This is a genomic window from Emticicia sp. TH156 (assembly GCF_002855535.1).
Taxonomy (GTDB): Bacteria; Bacteroidota; Bacteroidia; order Cytophagales; family Spirosomataceae; genus Emticicia; species Emticicia fluvialis.
Genome location: NZ_PKRS01000012.1, coordinates 16,439 through 32,116, shown reverse-complemented (window position 1 = coordinate 32,116; position 15,678 = coordinate 16,439). Strand labels below are relative to the sequence as shown.

Annotated in this window: 8 protein-coding genes; 6 read left to right on the top strand and 2 right to left on the bottom strand. The window is 43.6% G+C overall.

Features of this window, described 5'->3' with window-relative positions; translation table 11 throughout:
* Nucleotides 1–43: 43 nt before the first annotated feature.
* Nucleotides 44–1,549, bottom strand: a complete 1,506-nt coding sequence (locus C0V77_RS20010; RefSeq protein ID WP_101728164.1) for a polysaccharide biosynthesis C-terminal domain-containing protein — start codon at nucleotides 1,547–1,549, stop codon at nucleotides 44–46.
* A 26-nt stretch (nucleotides 1,550–1,575) separates the two neighbouring features.
* On the bottom strand, nucleotides 1,576–4,875 hold the full coding sequence (locus tag C0V77_RS20005; protein ID WP_101728163.1) for a VCBS repeat-containing protein: 3,300 nt from the start codon (nucleotides 4,873–4,875) through the stop codon (nucleotides 1,576–1,578).
* A 279-nt stretch (nucleotides 4,876–5,154) separates the two neighbouring features.
* Between C0V77_RS20005 and C0V77_RS20000 the strand changes: the two genes are divergently transcribed.
* From C0V77_RS20000 to C0V77_RS19975, 6 genes are all read left to right on the top strand, one after another.
* Nucleotides 5,155–8,100, top strand: coding sequence for an FAD-binding and (Fe-S)-binding domain-containing protein (locus C0V77_RS20000; protein WP_229236334.1), 2,946 nt, complete (start codon nucleotides 5,155–5,157; stop codon nucleotides 8,098–8,100).
* A gap of 205 nt (nucleotides 8,101–8,305) precedes the next feature.
* Nucleotides 8,306–9,397 (top strand): alpha/beta hydrolase, encoded by a 1,092-nt coding sequence (locus C0V77_RS19995; RefSeq protein WP_101728162.1) that lies wholly within the window; start codon nucleotides 8,306–8,308, stop codon nucleotides 9,395–9,397.
* Nucleotides 9,398–9,494: 97 nt separating this feature from the next.
* Nucleotides 9,495–10,973, top strand: a complete 1,479-nt coding sequence (locus C0V77_RS19990; protein WP_101728161.1) for a M17 family metallopeptidase — start codon at nucleotides 9,495–9,497, stop codon at nucleotides 10,971–10,973.
* Nucleotides 10,974–11,043: 70 nt separating this feature from the next.
* A complete protein-coding gene (locus tag C0V77_RS19985) occupies nucleotides 11,044–12,558 on the top strand; it encodes a serine hydrolase (RefSeq protein ID WP_101728160.1) in 1,515 nt (504 codons plus the stop codon).
* Nucleotides 12,559–12,859: 301 nt separating this feature from the next.
* Nucleotides 12,860–13,246: a BlaI/MecI/CopY family transcriptional regulator gene (locus tag C0V77_RS19980; protein ID WP_101728277.1), complete on the top strand. Its 387-nt coding sequence runs from the start codon at nucleotides 12,860–12,862 to the stop codon at nucleotides 13,244–13,246.
* Between the two features lie 38 nt (nucleotides 13,247–13,284).
* On the top strand, nucleotides 13,285–15,627 hold the full coding sequence (locus C0V77_RS19975) for a M56 family metallopeptidase (protein WP_101728159.1): 2,343 nt from the start codon (nucleotides 13,285–13,287) through the stop codon (nucleotides 15,625–15,627).
* Nucleotides 15,628–15,678: the final 51 nt, after the last annotated feature.

The following is a 15,678-nucleotide window of genomic DNA, read 5'->3' as shown; positions in this document are numbered from 1 at the left end:
CAAACTGTGCTATTAGAACATCATTTCTGCCCGACTGGTTATGTCAGAAGCGAAAATACCGGGTAAGCCCCAGACTCTTTCGCTCAAGAAAAGCAATAATGAGTATAAATAAGAGGCTCAGCGCAAGGCGGAATGGAATAGAATAGTAGAGATTGTTTATTTTGATTTGCCATACGGCAAAAATCAGAACACCTGCCGCTGTAAGATAAGCTGTAACGCTGCTTAGCTCATAGGGTATGGGGTAGTATTTTTGGCCGAACCAATAGCAAAGGGCCATCATTACAAAAGAAGAGGTGGCAAAGGTTAGCGCACAACCAACATAGCCCATCTGAGGAATGAGGATGAGGTTCATGACCACTGAAATAAAAACGCCTATAAAAGTAAGAATGGTGCCAAAATGGGTTTTATTGCTTAGCTTAAACCAGATAGACATGTTCTGATACACACCTATAAACAAATTGGCCAATAGCAGTATGGGTACAACTTCAAGCCCGAACCGGTAATTTTTGCCAAGCAACAGGCTAATTAAATCTATATTGAGGCTTACCCCAACCCAGATAATAATACAGGCAATGGTAAACCATTTGGTAGCTTTGGCGATCATAGCCGGAGAGTTTTTGTCTTCTGCCTTAGAGAAAAAGAAAGGGTCTGCCGCATACCGGTACGCCTGCACAACCAGCAGCATAAAAATAGACAGCTTATATACATTGGCATAAATACTAAAAGCGGCATCGGTAGAAAGGCCCTCGTAGAAACCCTCCGGTAAAATGCTTCTGAACATCAGTCTGTCAGCTAACTGATTGGTAGCACCTGCCAGACCCATAATTAACAGTGGGTAAGCATAGATAAGAACCGGTTTGAATTTCTGGAAATCGATAGTAAACCTGAAACCGACAAACTCGCGCCAGAGTAACAACAATGTAACAAGGCTTGCAATAAAGTTTGCCCAAACGATGTAATCCGGCCCTATTTTCGGGTTATAGAAGAAATCAGCAAAGGGTTTCCAGTCTGGCAGCATGAAGCCCTCATGAATGTATTTACAGAAGGTCAGGTAAAAGACGTTCAGACCTATATTGACAAATATGTTAACCAGCCGTATGGCTACAAATTTTTTGGCTCGGTTTTCGGCGCGTAGTTTAACAAAAGCAATGGCGGCCACGGCATCGGTGGCCAGAATAATAGCAAACCAGACAATGAGCCTCTCTTTACCGGGGAAACCCATCAGGTTTATGATTGGGGTAGCTGCAAAATAGATTATACCAGAAAAAACTACACTGGTTAGGATAACGTTTGATAATATCAGATTATAGTATTCCTGGCGGTTTTCTTGTTTACTGCCATAGCGGAAGAAAGCAGTTTCCATGCCGTAGGTATACACAATGTTTAACAGCACAGCATAAATATAAAGCTGGTTGTTGTCGGCAAGTAAGCTCTGTTCAGGAAAAACCCTTGTGTGTACGGCCACCAGAAGCCAATTCAGAAATCTACCGGCAATACTGCTGATACCATAGAGGGCCGTATCACTTGCTAATTTTTTTACTACGCTCATGTTTTAATTGAAGGGGAGTGTCCCGCTCAGAATCTGATTACCTGAACCTTGTCGTTATTTTTTGCCAAAATTAGCATATTTTTCTTTGACCCTTTTACAATTTTCATACGCCGCACCTGTCCGGTACTGAAAAAGCCTGTGGCGTTTGGTTTCATTACTTCAAATTTACCCTGTCCGGTACCGTGAAGTACTAATCCGCGGTTACTATCATAACGCCCTATTTCAGGTAGTACATCATAGAAATTGCCTGTAATGATAATATCAAGCTGATTGTCATGGTCGAAATCGCAGGTTTCTATGCCATAAACCGGAGAAAACTGTACTTCAATGGGTAAGGGCAAAACACTGAAATTTCCTTTGCCGTCGTTGATAAAGAAAGAAGTCTGCGGTTGCACAACCGATTTCTCAATCATGCCCTCTTTTTGAGCGCCGGTAAATATTTCATCCACCGATTTATTGGCGTAGTCTTTATGATACACAAACCGTTCTTTGATAGACGGGATGGCTCTTTGTAGGTCAGGCTTTTGCATCATAGGTACCAGCTTGCCGCCGTTATACACGCAAATGAGTTGTTCTACCGAGCCGTTTTTATCAAAGTCGTTCACATAAAGCATGGCAGGTTGTTCTTTAGAGGCTCTGAGCTTAGAGTTAAGGCCCAGATTACCCACAATCAGGTCGGGGTCTCCGTCGTTATCAATGTCCGCCACTTTTATGGCATTCCACCAGCCTTGCGTGTTTGCCACAGGTTCTGGCATAAGTTTTCCTTTCTGATTTTTGAGAATCGTAACCGGCATCCAGTCTCCGGCCAATATCAGGTCTTGCCAGCCGTCGTTATCAATGTCAGCCCATGACGCATCCGTTATCATGCCCAATTCTCCAAGGTCTTCGGTAGTAAATTGTCCTTTGCCGTTATTTCTTAATATATGGCTTTTGGGGCTTTTGCCATACTGGGCGCTTATCATTCTTGAACCCACAAATAAGTCCTGGTCTCCATCTTTGTCAAAGTCGGCCGCCACTACACAAGAAGCATTCTGGTAAAGAGCAGGTAAAACTCCGGGCGTGAAATTCCCCTTGCCATCGTTAATAAACAGGTTGTCTTTCAGTAGCGGGCTACCATTCAGAAATTCATTACCGCCTGTGGCAATGTATAAATCCAAATCTTTGTCGCCGTCTGCATCAAAAAACGTAGCGGCTACCTCATCGGCATGAGTACTGGCGAACAATTGCCCGGATACTTTGAAAGCCCCGGCTGGGGTTTGTAAGAACAGCTGACCTACTGTATTGGCAGCAGCGCCAACATACACATCTTCCAGGCCGTCACCGTTTACATCTCCTGCCGCCAAAGCAGGCCCTTCTCTTGAAAACATCTGCTTCAGGGTTGCATCACGGTTATAGTCAACAAAATCGTTTTCTATATGTTGATAGTTTAAACCCGATTGTGCAGTAATATCGGTAAAATATCTGGTTTGTGTTGCGGGTGTCTGAATGGCAGCCTGATTTGCATTTCTTTGTTCTAAAACTAAATCGGCATCAGCTTTAGGGTTTTTTATGGTTTGCTTTCTGTCATTTTGCCAGATAACCGTCAGCGAGTCAATGGTTGGGTTATTGTCAAGCCCAAAGATTAAGATATGGTCGCTTGATGACTGAAACCCGTGATTGGGTATGGCCTGTAGAAACTGTATTTTGCCTTGCTGATACACATAAACTTTGGCTCCTATACCCAGCGTATTTTTATTCTTACCTTTCAGATTTATTCTCAAAAAGTGTTTTTTAAGTTTTTCAACCGTATGGTTTCTGTAAATAGATACCGGCATATTGTTGTTATTAACTACCAGGTCAAGGTCTCCGTCATTATCTAAATCGCCATAGGCAGCACCGTTTGAGAAGCCCGGCTCGCCCAGCCCCCATGCTGCTGCTCTGTTTTCAAAGGTTAGACCACCCAGATTACGAAACGCATAATTGGCAATTGGCTGAGAAGGCATTTTCTCTACCATTTTATTGATGTTGAGCTGCCCGTTCTTGTCTAGCATTTGTGGAACCGTATTTTTATCAGCCAGAAAGCTGATAAAATCCTGGTCGGTCAGGTCATGTACTATGCCATTGGCTACGAAGATGTCTTTCCGGCCGTCATTATCCATGTCAAAAATTAAAGCGCCCCAGCTCCAGTCGGTGGCATATAAGCCTGACAAAGCAGCTATTTCGCTGAAAACCGGGAGACCGTCACGGTTATAGCCACTGTTCAATTGCAGGGTATTGCGCGTATATTGATGATAGAAGTCCCGGTTTAACTTGATTTGCTCTAATTCATACGCCTCAAAGCTGGCGGTAGTTTTCAGGCGGTAATCGTCATGGGGCAGCATGTCTGTAACAAAGATATCCGGCTGGCCGTCGTTATTGATGTCACCGATATCAGCCCCCATCGAGTTAAGGCTTGTATGCCCCATCGATTCTTCAACGGCTTCTTTAAAGGTGCCGTTTTTCTGGTTAATATACAGGTAGTCGCGTTCGTAGAAATCGTTTGAAATGTAGATGTCCAGCCAGTTGTCGTTATTCACATCTCCTACGGTAATACCAAGGCCGAAACCTATCAGGCTTCCGTAAATACCTGCCTGTTGGCTTACATCTACAAAATGATTGTTATCGTTTCTGAATAATTTATGCCCGCCAAAAGGGTCGCGCTGGCCGCGCAGGTTCTGGTATTGCAGTTTATTGACTTGTATAAAACTGTTATTGAGCAGATACATATCCAGGTCGCCGTCGCGGTCATAATCAAAAAAAGCGGCATGGGTTGAGTATCCCCCATCAAAAAGGCCATATTCCTTGGCCATTTCTTTGAAAGACGGAACACCGTTCCGTCCTACGCCCTGATTAATAAACAGCTCATTTCCCCGGGTATCATTTTTCAGTTCACCAGAGTTACAAACGTAAATATCCATCAGGCCATCACCGTTTACGTCGGCAAAGGTTACGCCGGTGCTCCATGCCTTGGTACCTTCAACCCCAGCGAGTTGAGTGATGTCTTCAAACCGGAAAGAACCATCTTTTTGAGCGCCTTTATTCAGATACAGTTTATTGTCACCCTGATTAGCCGTAAGATAAATATCAGCAAAGCCATCGTTGTTTACATCGCCAATGGCAACCCCTGCCCCGTTATAAAAATTACGGTAGTTAATGATATTCATTTCGGGGGTATCTACAATCTTGTTCGTGAAGTCAATGCCTGTTTGAGAAGCATCCAGTGCTTCAAACAGGTACTCCTGCGTACTTTCCTTACACGAAAACAGTGAAATGAGAATAAAACAATAAAGCAGTGATTTGGTCATCATGAAAATATAAGCATGTAAAATTAACAATAGAAATGGAATATTATTGCTATTGAAGAGCCAGACGATAATTATAATTAGCACCAGATAGGGGTATTTTAATAAAGCAAAGCACAAAAAATTGACAGGCAGGGTTTTAGGTGAAAGGCTTTTTGGGGTAAATTATATATCGGCTTCCACTTTCTGACAGTGGCATGCCGAATAATTCTTTTATACTTTTTAAATTATTTAGCTTCATAATCAGTAATTTTGAGGTCTTGAAAACGCGTACAGGAAAGATAAATGACCACCGAAAGAATGCTTGATACCGAACTTAACCAGCTTGCCCGAACATTAGAAGGAGAACTCCATTTTGATAAAGTGATGCGCACACTCTATGCCACCGATGCATCGGCGTATAGAGAAATGCCATTGGCCGTTGCCATACCAAAAAATGAATCTGATTTAAAAAAACTCATATCTTTTGCCAGAGCCAACAACACGTCGCTGATACCCCGCACGGCAGGTACATCACTGGCCGGGCAGGTAGTAGGGAACGGCATTGTGGTTGACGTATCAAGAACCTTCACCCAAATACTGGAGCTAAACCGCGAAGAAAGCTGGGTAAGGGTACAACCCGGCGTAGTACGCGACGAGCTGAACATGTTCCTGAAGCAGCACGGGCTGTTCTTTGGCCCTGAGACCTCAACCGCCAACAGAGCTATGATTGGCGGCATGGTAGGTAATAACTCATGTGGTTCTAACTCGGTAGTGTATGGTTCTACCCGTAACCACCTGATGGAAGTAAAAGGATACCTCAGCGATGGCAGTTATGTAGAGTTTAAGGATTTAAGTATTGATGAATTTAAGAAAAAGGCCGGTTCAGCTGATGATAGTCTGGAAACCAGAATTTACAGGCATGTCAACCAGATATTGAGCAATCAGCAAAATCAACAGGAAATAAGAAATGAGTTTCCGAAGCGAACCATTGAACGCCGCAATACAGGCTACGCCATTGACGAGCTGCTGGAAACAGAAGTGTTTACCCCAAATTCAACAGAGCCTTTCAACTTTTGTAAGCTGATAGCAGGTTCAGAAGGGACGCTGATTTTCATTACTGAAATCAAGCTGCATGTAAATCCGCTACCACCCAAATTTTCAGGACTGGTATGCGTGCATTTCAATTCGGTAGACGAGTCGCTGCGTGCCAACCTGATTGCACTTCAATACAAGCCATCGGCCGTAGAGTTGATAGACCATTACATTTTAGAATGTACCAAAGAAAATAAAGAGCAGCGGCAGAACCGCTTCTTTGTACAGGGCGACCCCGGGGCGATACTGGTAGTAGAGTTATCAAGAGACAGCATAGAAGAAATTCAGCAACTGGCAGCTGCCATGGAAGCCGAAATGCGTGCCGCCGGGCTGGGCTATCATTTCCCGGTATTGTTCGGAGAAGATACCAAGAAAATCTGGACTTTGAGAAAAGCAGGATTGGGTTTATTGTCGAATCTGCCTGGGGATGAAAAAGCCGTAGCTGTGATTGAAGACACGGCAGTTGATGTAAACGACCTGCCCGAGTTTATCATAGATTTCAACAAAATACTGGCGCAACAGGGTATGTCGGCGGTGCATTATGCCCATGCAGGGTCAGGGGAGATCCACCTTCGCCCCATTATTAACCTCAAAACGCAGGAGGGGCATCAGCAATTCAGATTAATTGCTGAAGAGATTTCAACCCTTGTAAAAAAATATAAAGGCTCGCTTTCTGGTGAGCATGGCGACGGACGTTTGAGAGGAGAATTTATCCGTCAGCAAATTGGGGATAAGAACTACGATTTAATTAAAGAACTAAAGCAGGTCTGGGACCCACAGCATATCTTCAATCCGAACAAGATTGTAGATACCCCGCCAATGGATAAGTTCTTGCGTTATGAGGCCGGCCAGCAAACACCAGCATTTAAAACGGTGTTCAGGTTTCATAATCAGGATATTTTGCAGCACGCCGAGCAATGCAATGGCTCAGGCGACTGCCGTAAAACAGAGTTAAGTGGCGGAACTATGTGCCCCAGCTATATGGCTACCCGCAACGAAAAAGATACTACCCGCGCCAGAGCCAATATACTGAGAGAAACCCTGACACGCTCTGACAAGCTCAATCGCTTTGATAGCAAAGAGGTAAAAGAGGTGATGGATTTGTGCCTGGTTTGTAAAGGCTGTAAGACGGAATGCCCGTCAAACGTAGACATGGCCAAGCTGAAAATGGAGTTTTTGCAACATTACCATGACGAACACGGCGTGCCGGTGCGCTCATGGCTGGTGGGTAATTACTCAAAAATGAGCAAGATAGCGTCTTATGTGCCCTGGGCCTATAATCTGGTTTTCGACAACGCACCTTTACGTAAAATAGCAAATAAATTAGTGGGCTTCCATCCGGAGCGCACCATGCCCCTTTTACAGAAAGACACCCTTAAAAGCTGGTACGATAAAAACGTAGCCAGAACAAACGACAAAAGTTCTGAAAAGAAGGTTTATCTGTTTTGTGATGAGTTTACCAATTTTAATGATGTTGAGATTGGCAAAAAGACGGTATTCCTGCTGCAAAAGCTGGGGTATCAGGTTGTTATCCCCGAGCACACAGATGCAGGCCGGGCGTTTCTGTCTAAAGGTATGCTGAAAGATGCTCAAAAGCTGGCCAATAAGAATGTTAATCTCCTGAAGGGCATCATTAATGAAAATACACCTTTGATAGGCATTGAGCCGTCAGCCATTTTAACGTTCAGAGATGAATATCCTGACCTGGTTGATGCAGAGTTGATTGATGCCGCCCGCGAACTGGCTAAAAATGCCCTGATGGTAGATGAGTTTATTGCCCGGGAAATAGATAAAGGAAATATCAGCAAAACCAGTTTTACTGACGACAAAAAATTAATAAAACTGCACGGGCATTGCCAGCAAAAAGCGGTGGCATCGCTTACACCCACTAAAAAAATGCTGTCGTTCCCGGCCAATTATGAGGTCCATCTCATTCCATCGGGTTGTTGCGGTATGGCGGGTTCATTCGGCTATGAAGAAGAACACTTTGATATATCAATGAAAATAGGTGAGTTGGTGCTTTTCCCGACGGTAAGAAAACAACCCGCAGAAGTAATTATTGCCGCCCCCGGTACCAGTTGTCGCCACCAGATACATGATGGCACTGGCAGAAAAGCCCTTCATCCGGTAGAAATTCTATGGGATGCCCTGGTCTGACAAGCGCTACCGGCAAGGGTTGGTTTATACCCAACAATACCAAAAAATATAATTTTTTAAAGAAGGGGTGTTTTTGTTGTGTGTACAAGCAGCTGAAAATCAGTTGTTTGTAAGTAAAAAATTGATTGTTTTTTTGAACCCAATCTTATAAAAGACGGTTTTGTTAGGTAAGTTTGACAGTTAATCAGGATACAAAAAGTAAAAAATGAGCAATCGCACGCTGTTAAGTTTAGAGTTAACAACACCCACCGACGACGATAGACCTGTTTACCTTACCGGAAATTTCTGTAACTGGTATCCGGATATGGCAGAGTTTGAAATGCAGAAGGTAGCAAAAGGAAAATATAAGTTTAATTTTTCGCCAGAAGGGCCGCTTCCCGAAAAAATAGAATACAAATATACCAGAGGCGGATGGGACCACGTAGAACTGGATGATTACGGCAATTCTCCTGCCAACCGGATTATCAACAGAAAACAGGGCAGTGTAAAAGACTTTGTGCCTTACTGGCGGCTAGAAGGCTCTACCGCATTTATTGCTAATCTGATGCCCGCGGTTGAACTGGTCTCCGATAGCTTTGCCATTCCGCAATTGGCAACATCCCGTGCCATACACGTGCTTTTACCGCATGACTATAAAACAAACACAGAAAAGCATTATCCGGTATTATATATGCAGGATGCCCAGAACCTTTTCGGTGAGGGCTCTGACTATGGTAACTGGGAAATAGATAAACGCTTGTCATTACTTGCCAGGCAAAAGAAAAGCGATGTTATTATTGTAGCCATAAACCATGGAGGCAAAGACCGGTTTACAGAATACTCGCCCTACACCGTGCCCTCAAAAGGCAAAGGGTTGGGCATGAAATATGCCAATTTTGTAGTTCGCACACTGAAACCTTATATTGATAAAAACTACCGTACCCAACCAGAGGCTGCCGCAACGGGTATTGGTGGTAGTTCAATGGGCGGGTTAATCAGTTTATACGCGGGTTTGATGTACCCGGAGACCTTCGGTCGGTTAATGGTATTTTCGCCTTCTTTGTGGGTATCAGGCAAGATTTATTTTGATATCGGCGAATTCTTCAGTCCCGTTAGCAGTAAAATATACCTTTATGGTGGCGGCAAGGAAGGTACTCCTATGATACCAGACTTGAAAAAACTAAAGCAGACCATGGAGGCACAGGGCTGGAGCCGGGAAAAACTGGAAATAAAGATTTCTCAAGACCCGAAAGGCGGGCATGACGAAAAAAGATGGGGGGAAGAGTTCCCGAAAGCCCTTGAATGGCTGTTTTATTAATGCCATGAAGCTAATTTATTTTTTTTAACTACTGCTTTATTAAGCCATTGGCAATGGTGCATTTATTGTACAGGTCTTATTACTGAACACAAAGCTTATGAAAATTAATATCTCTTCTCAAATAAACAGCCCGCAGGCTATTGTTTATCCATTGTTAGATAACGAAGAGCTATCAGCTAATCTGGCTAAAATTGCCGGTGAGGCCGGGCTCAGTGCAGACGCATTGCAACAAGATTTTAAAGCTGGGCTGAAAGAGATTCTACCACTTTACACAGCCAAAAAAGACCTCCAAAAGATTTATCTTATTGGGCTTGGCAAAGAGCCTAAACAGGCTGATTTCATCAAAGTTTTTCGTTCGTTCTTTTATAAGCATAAAAAATGGCTGCCGTTGGCGGTAGGTGTAGACCTGAATGCAAGCAAGCTGGAAACCAGCATCGAGTATATAATCAACGGTGTTTGTCTGGCCGAATACGAAATCGGAGTTTTTAAAACAGACAAAAAAGCAGAGAACGATTTCTTTTCAGCCGATTCAGAACTAACCATCTGCATTTCTGAAAAAGGGCTTGAAAATGCCGCAATATCTGCAAAAGCAGGAGAAGAAACCGCCAAAACGCAAATCAGGATTATGAGCCTGGTAGATGCCCCGGCCAATATCAAATATCCGCAAAAAATGGCTGAATACGCCCTGCGGGCAGGCGAATTGTATGGCTTTGATGTAAAGGTATTTGACGAAAAAGAATGTGAGGGCCTTGGCCTCGGGGCCTTACTGGCAGTTGGCAAAGGCAGCACCGAAAACCCGCCGCGATTCATAGTGCTTGAATATAACCTGTCAGCACTGGCTGAAAAACCCCTCAGAAAAATCGGTCTGGTTGGTAAAGGTGTAACTTTTGATACCGGAGGGGTTTCCATCAAAGGTTCGGGTAGCATGAGCTACATGAAGTCTGACATGGGCGGGGCTGGGGCCGTATTAGGTACCATTGAACTGGCTGCTAAGTTAAAACTTCCGGTACATCTGATTGGGGTGATTCCTGTAACAGAAAACTGTGTGGATGGCAATGCTTTAAAACCCAGTGATGTAATCAATACGTATTCAGGCAAAACTATTGAGGTAATAGATACAGATGCCGAGGGTCGCATTATTCTGGCTGATGGTCTGTCTTATATCAAAAAAGTATATGAGCCTGAGATAATCATAGATTTAGCAACGCTTACTGGCAATTGCATTGCGGCACTGGGGTATAATGCTGCCGGGCTGTTATCTAATAACGATGAACTGGCAGAGCAACTATTGGCAACCGGGCAATTGAGTGGCGAGAAACTCTGGCGCCTGCCTTTGTGGGATGATTACAAAGACATGATGAAGTCTGACATTGCCGATATAAAGAACCTTTCTTCCCTGCCCATTGCAGGTGCCATTACGGCGGCCAAATTCCTGGAGATTTTCATTGACGGCCACAGCAAATGGGCGCATTTAGATATCGCCGGTATGGCCTTTGCAGACTCTGAATACGGCTCTATGAAGTCGGCCACTGCCTATGGTGTAAGGTTGTTGACCACCTGGCTGAGAGGGCTGTAATTTCAGCTTAGCTAAAACGTAATTTTCATCAGATTTTGTTTAAATTTGACCACTACCTAAACAAAATCTGATGAAAAACATTTCTCTCTTTCTTCTCCTTTTTGTACTTTCTCCTGCCTTTGCTCAAAAGAAAAAAGCAAAGGCACCTGTCGCTCCCGATACACTGCAACAATTGGATGTATTTGTAAATAAAATGCTCACTGAATGGAGTGTGCCAGGTGCGGCTTTGTGCATAGTGAAAGACGGTAAACTGCTATATGCCAAAGGATACGGGGTTAAAGATGTTAAGACTAAAGCCCCGGTAACTGCACATACGCTTTTCGGCATTGCCTCATGCTCTAAGTCTTTTACGGCGGCCTGCCTGGCTATTCTGGCTGATGAAGGTAAGCTGGACTGGAATAAGCCCGTGAAAGAATACATGCCAGATTTTCAGCTAAATGATGAATACGCCACTCGCACCATTACAGCGCGAGACTTGGTTTCACACCGTTCAGGACTGCCTCGCCATGATTACGTATGGGTATCGGCTCCGTTAAATAGAAAAGAGATGTTCGACAGGCTCAAATATCTGTCCCTCAATAAACCCATATATGCCCAGTATCAATACAATAACCTGATGTACATGGCAGCAGGTGTGTTGATAGAACGCCTGTCGGGTAAAACCTGGGAAGCGTATATGCAGGAGAAAATCCTTGACCCCCTGGGCATGAAAACCACAGTATTGACCTACCCCGAAATGCTGAAAAGTAGTGATTACTCCCTTTCTTATGATGACGAGAAAAACCCCACCAAAGAAGCAGGCTTTGATAGCAATGTAGACGGCATTGGCCCTGCTGGGGCAGTAAAAGCAAACGTAACCGAAATGAGCAACTGGCTTATGCTGCAACTTAATAAAGGAAAAGCCGATGGTAAGGTAATCGTATCAGAGAAAAACCTGAACGAAAACCACACTCCATGGGCGGTTGTGCAGCCTGCCGAAGCAAAATATCCTGAAGTGGGTTTTGGCACCTATGGCATGGGCTGGAACATCAACACCTATCGCGGGCATTTGCGTCGGCAGCATGGTGGTTCTATAGAAGGTTACCGGTCTTTAATGACCGTTCTCCCGAACGATAATATGGCGGTGTTCATCACCACCAACACCGGTGCAGTGGGCTACAACTTGGTAAACACCGTTACCAATTACATTGTAGATACATACCTTGAAAAAAACGTTATAGACTGGAACAGCCGTTTGAGAAAAGATTTCACTGATGCCAAAGAGAAATCGGCCAAAGCAAAGCTAGATAACGAAACCCAACGCCGCAAGGATACCAAACCTACACACACGCTCGGCAGCTATGCAGGTATTTATGAACATCCGGCTTACGGAACGCTTACATTGACCATGGATGGTGACGCACTGAAGGCCGATTACCACACAGAAAAAATAGCGTTGCGCCATTACCATTACGATATTTTTGAAGGCCAGGGCGATTGGGAGGGTATTAAATTCAAATTCCTGATGAATGCCAAAGGTGACTTCGACCGGGTCTCTGTTGAAATGCCTGCTGCCACGATGGACATTGAGTTTAAAAAGAAGTGAAGTTTATCTAACCTAAGTGGCTGTTTCAAATTGATTTTCTGCCAAATAATATTTTTAACTTTTCTTTTTGAAACACCAACCTGAAAAACCATTTCGCTGGGCAGTTCTGTTTTAATCTATTCATCAACAGGCTTTTAGTTAGCCTGTTCTGTTAAAAAATCCTAATTCCAATCTGTCTACGAAAATATTCGTAATAAAGTTTGGAAGTGTAATTCCTTTTATACTACATTTGTTACGAAGTAATTCGTAGATGATTTTCTTCGATCCGAAAGAAGAAAACAAATTAAGGAAACAGATAATTATGGAAAAGCCAATCAAGATTAAACCCACAGAGTCGGAACTGGAAATATTGCAGATACTCTGGGCATTAGGTAAAGCCACAGTTCGGCAGGTGAACGACGAGCTGTCTAAAACCAGAGAAGTGGGCTATACTACAACACTCAAACTGATGCAGATTATGTTTGAGAAGCAGCTGGTAAGCCGTACCGACGAAGGCCGCTACCATGTCTATGAAGCCGCAGTAGGTGAGGAGTCAACCCAGGGTATGCTTCTCGATAAATTCATTGACACCGCGTTTCGGGGCTCTGCTACCCGCATGGTAATGCAGGCTTTGGGTAACCAACAAGTGAGCAAAGCAGAACTGGATGAAATCAAAAAACTGATTGATTCTATCGAAAAAGCAAAGTAACCTATTACTAAACGTACAATACAAATACTTAACAAATTATGAAAAAGCTATTTGACTTTACTACGGGTATCCCCGAAAACATCAGTTCTGCACTGGGCTGGACCCTCTTTCATTCGTTATGGCAGGGCATTGTTATTGTAGTTGCATTCGGCATTTTACGTCAGGTTTTCAAAGCATCTCATGCACGCTACTGGCAGGGCATAGGCGCATTAAGCCTACAATTTATTAGTGCTGTTGTAACATTTTTTGTTGTGTACGAACCAGCCGAAAATCTGGTTGAAGGTAAAAAAAGATTCACGGCATTTTTTATTCAGAATGCCACCACAAATCTCGACAGCGTATCGGTTTTTGGCTCAGCCACCCGCTTATCTCTTATTCAACAGGCAGAACTATTCGTCCGCACCAATCTTGACACCTTCGTTTTGTTCTGGTTCATTGGCGCTAACCTGCTTTTGTTGCGCCTAATTGTAGGCTTTGTGTATGTTCAACAACTGAAAGTACAATCTATTAATCCGGTAAAAGATGAAATACTGGGCATGATGGAAGACCTACAGGCCAAAATGCAATTAAACATACCTATCAGATTATTTGAGTCTGCCAAAGCGGTTGTACCTATGACCATCGGCTGGATAAAACCTATCGTTCTGCTACCGGCAGGTATTATGTCAGGTCTTACTGTATCACAACTGGAGGCCGTGTTGGCACATGAACTGGCGCATATCAAACGTTACGACTACCTCGTTAATATATTCCAGAGTTTTATAGAAATCCTGTTTTTTTATCATCCGGCCACCTGGTTCATTTCGGCACAGGTACGTGACGAAAGAGAAAACTGCTGTGATGACTACGCCGTAAACATCTGCGGTGACAGACTGGCCCTTGCTAAAGCATTAACACAAGTGGCTACTTTTCAGCAGCAGCCACATCTGGCTATGGCCTTTGGCGCCAAAAGACAAACTTTTATGGACAGAATCAAGCGCATTGTGGGCATTAACGACGCCAAACCAATGAGCTACGGCAACTGGGCTGTTTTTGTAGGATTGGTTATGATTATTGCAGTTGGGGTAGCTTATGGGCAGGAAAGAATAGCCACAATTGATAAAACAACCCGAAGCAGTGCCAGGCCAGATAAAACCAGAGAAGAAATGGACTTCTACTTTTTTGAAAAAGATAAAAAGGATGTGGGTGTTTATAAGAATAAAAAAGGTGAAATAGTAAAAATTATAGAAGAAGGTAAAGTACTTGAAGGCCAGGAGTTTGATAATATGAAGCTTTTTGCTATTGATTTTCTGAGGTCAAAAAACGCAAATTTTGCAATAGTGCCAGGTATTAATGAATCTGAAATGGATGCAGTAAGGCAACAGTTTTTTGAGCACGGAGGCTATACTGCCGATACTACAAGATTGCAGCGGGTAGAGAATGAGATGGAACTGTTAAATAAAGAGATGGAGAAATACAACCAGCTAAGAGAAAAACACTGGCAAAAAATAGAGGATAAATATAGTAAGCAGATGGAGAAGCATAGCAAAGAAATGGATTTGATATCAGCTAAAATGGAAGTGCCACACAGAAAGATAGAGAACATATCCATAGAAATGCAGGAAGTTGACCTTGCGATAAGAAAACTTGAAAACCAGTATCGTAGTTCAAAAATGCCGGCAGATGCCGAACAAAAGGTGAAGGCTTTACAGAAAAAAGAGCGGGAGCTAGAAAATCAGATGCGCCTGGTTGAACAGGAAATGAAGAAGGTAGAGCAGGAAATGATGTCTGTTCAGCAAAAAATGGAACAACTGAATGCTCCTATGGACAGCATGCAAAGGCTAGTAGAGCGTTATGACAAACCAATGGACAGCCTTAGCCACCTGATGGAAGAAAAAGGCCGCATAATAGAAAAGCTGGCCAATGAAGAAGAAGCCCGTTTCAGGAAAGAGTTTGCCGATTTTACGGAGTCGCTCTATAAGGCAGGATTAATTAAAGACAAGAAAGACTACGAGATACGGCTGAAAGGCGAAAAGCTGCTGATAAATATGGAACCACAGCCACAGGCAGTTTATGATAAAGTATGGAACCTGGTTAATAAAAACTGGGGCAGCCAAATGAGAGGCTTGAAAGATAAAGATTTCAGGATAGAAGTAAAAGGTGAAAGTATTAATTTCAGTACTTATGCTAATGGCGGAAACATCAATCATTACTTCGGTAAAGCCCTTCCTCCTGTGCCACCCAAGCCACACCTGATTGGCAGGGCCGGGGTTTTGCCACCTGTGCCACCGGCACCGTTAGACGCCCCCATTGTTCCAAAATCGCCGATAAGACGTGTCCCTCAACCTGCAGCCGCTCCTAAAGCACCTCCTGCACCAAGAGAGGGGGTTGTAAGGTATTGATTTCTGAGTTTGTCTTAAGAATTGTATAGAGCCACTTCAAAAGTGGCTCTA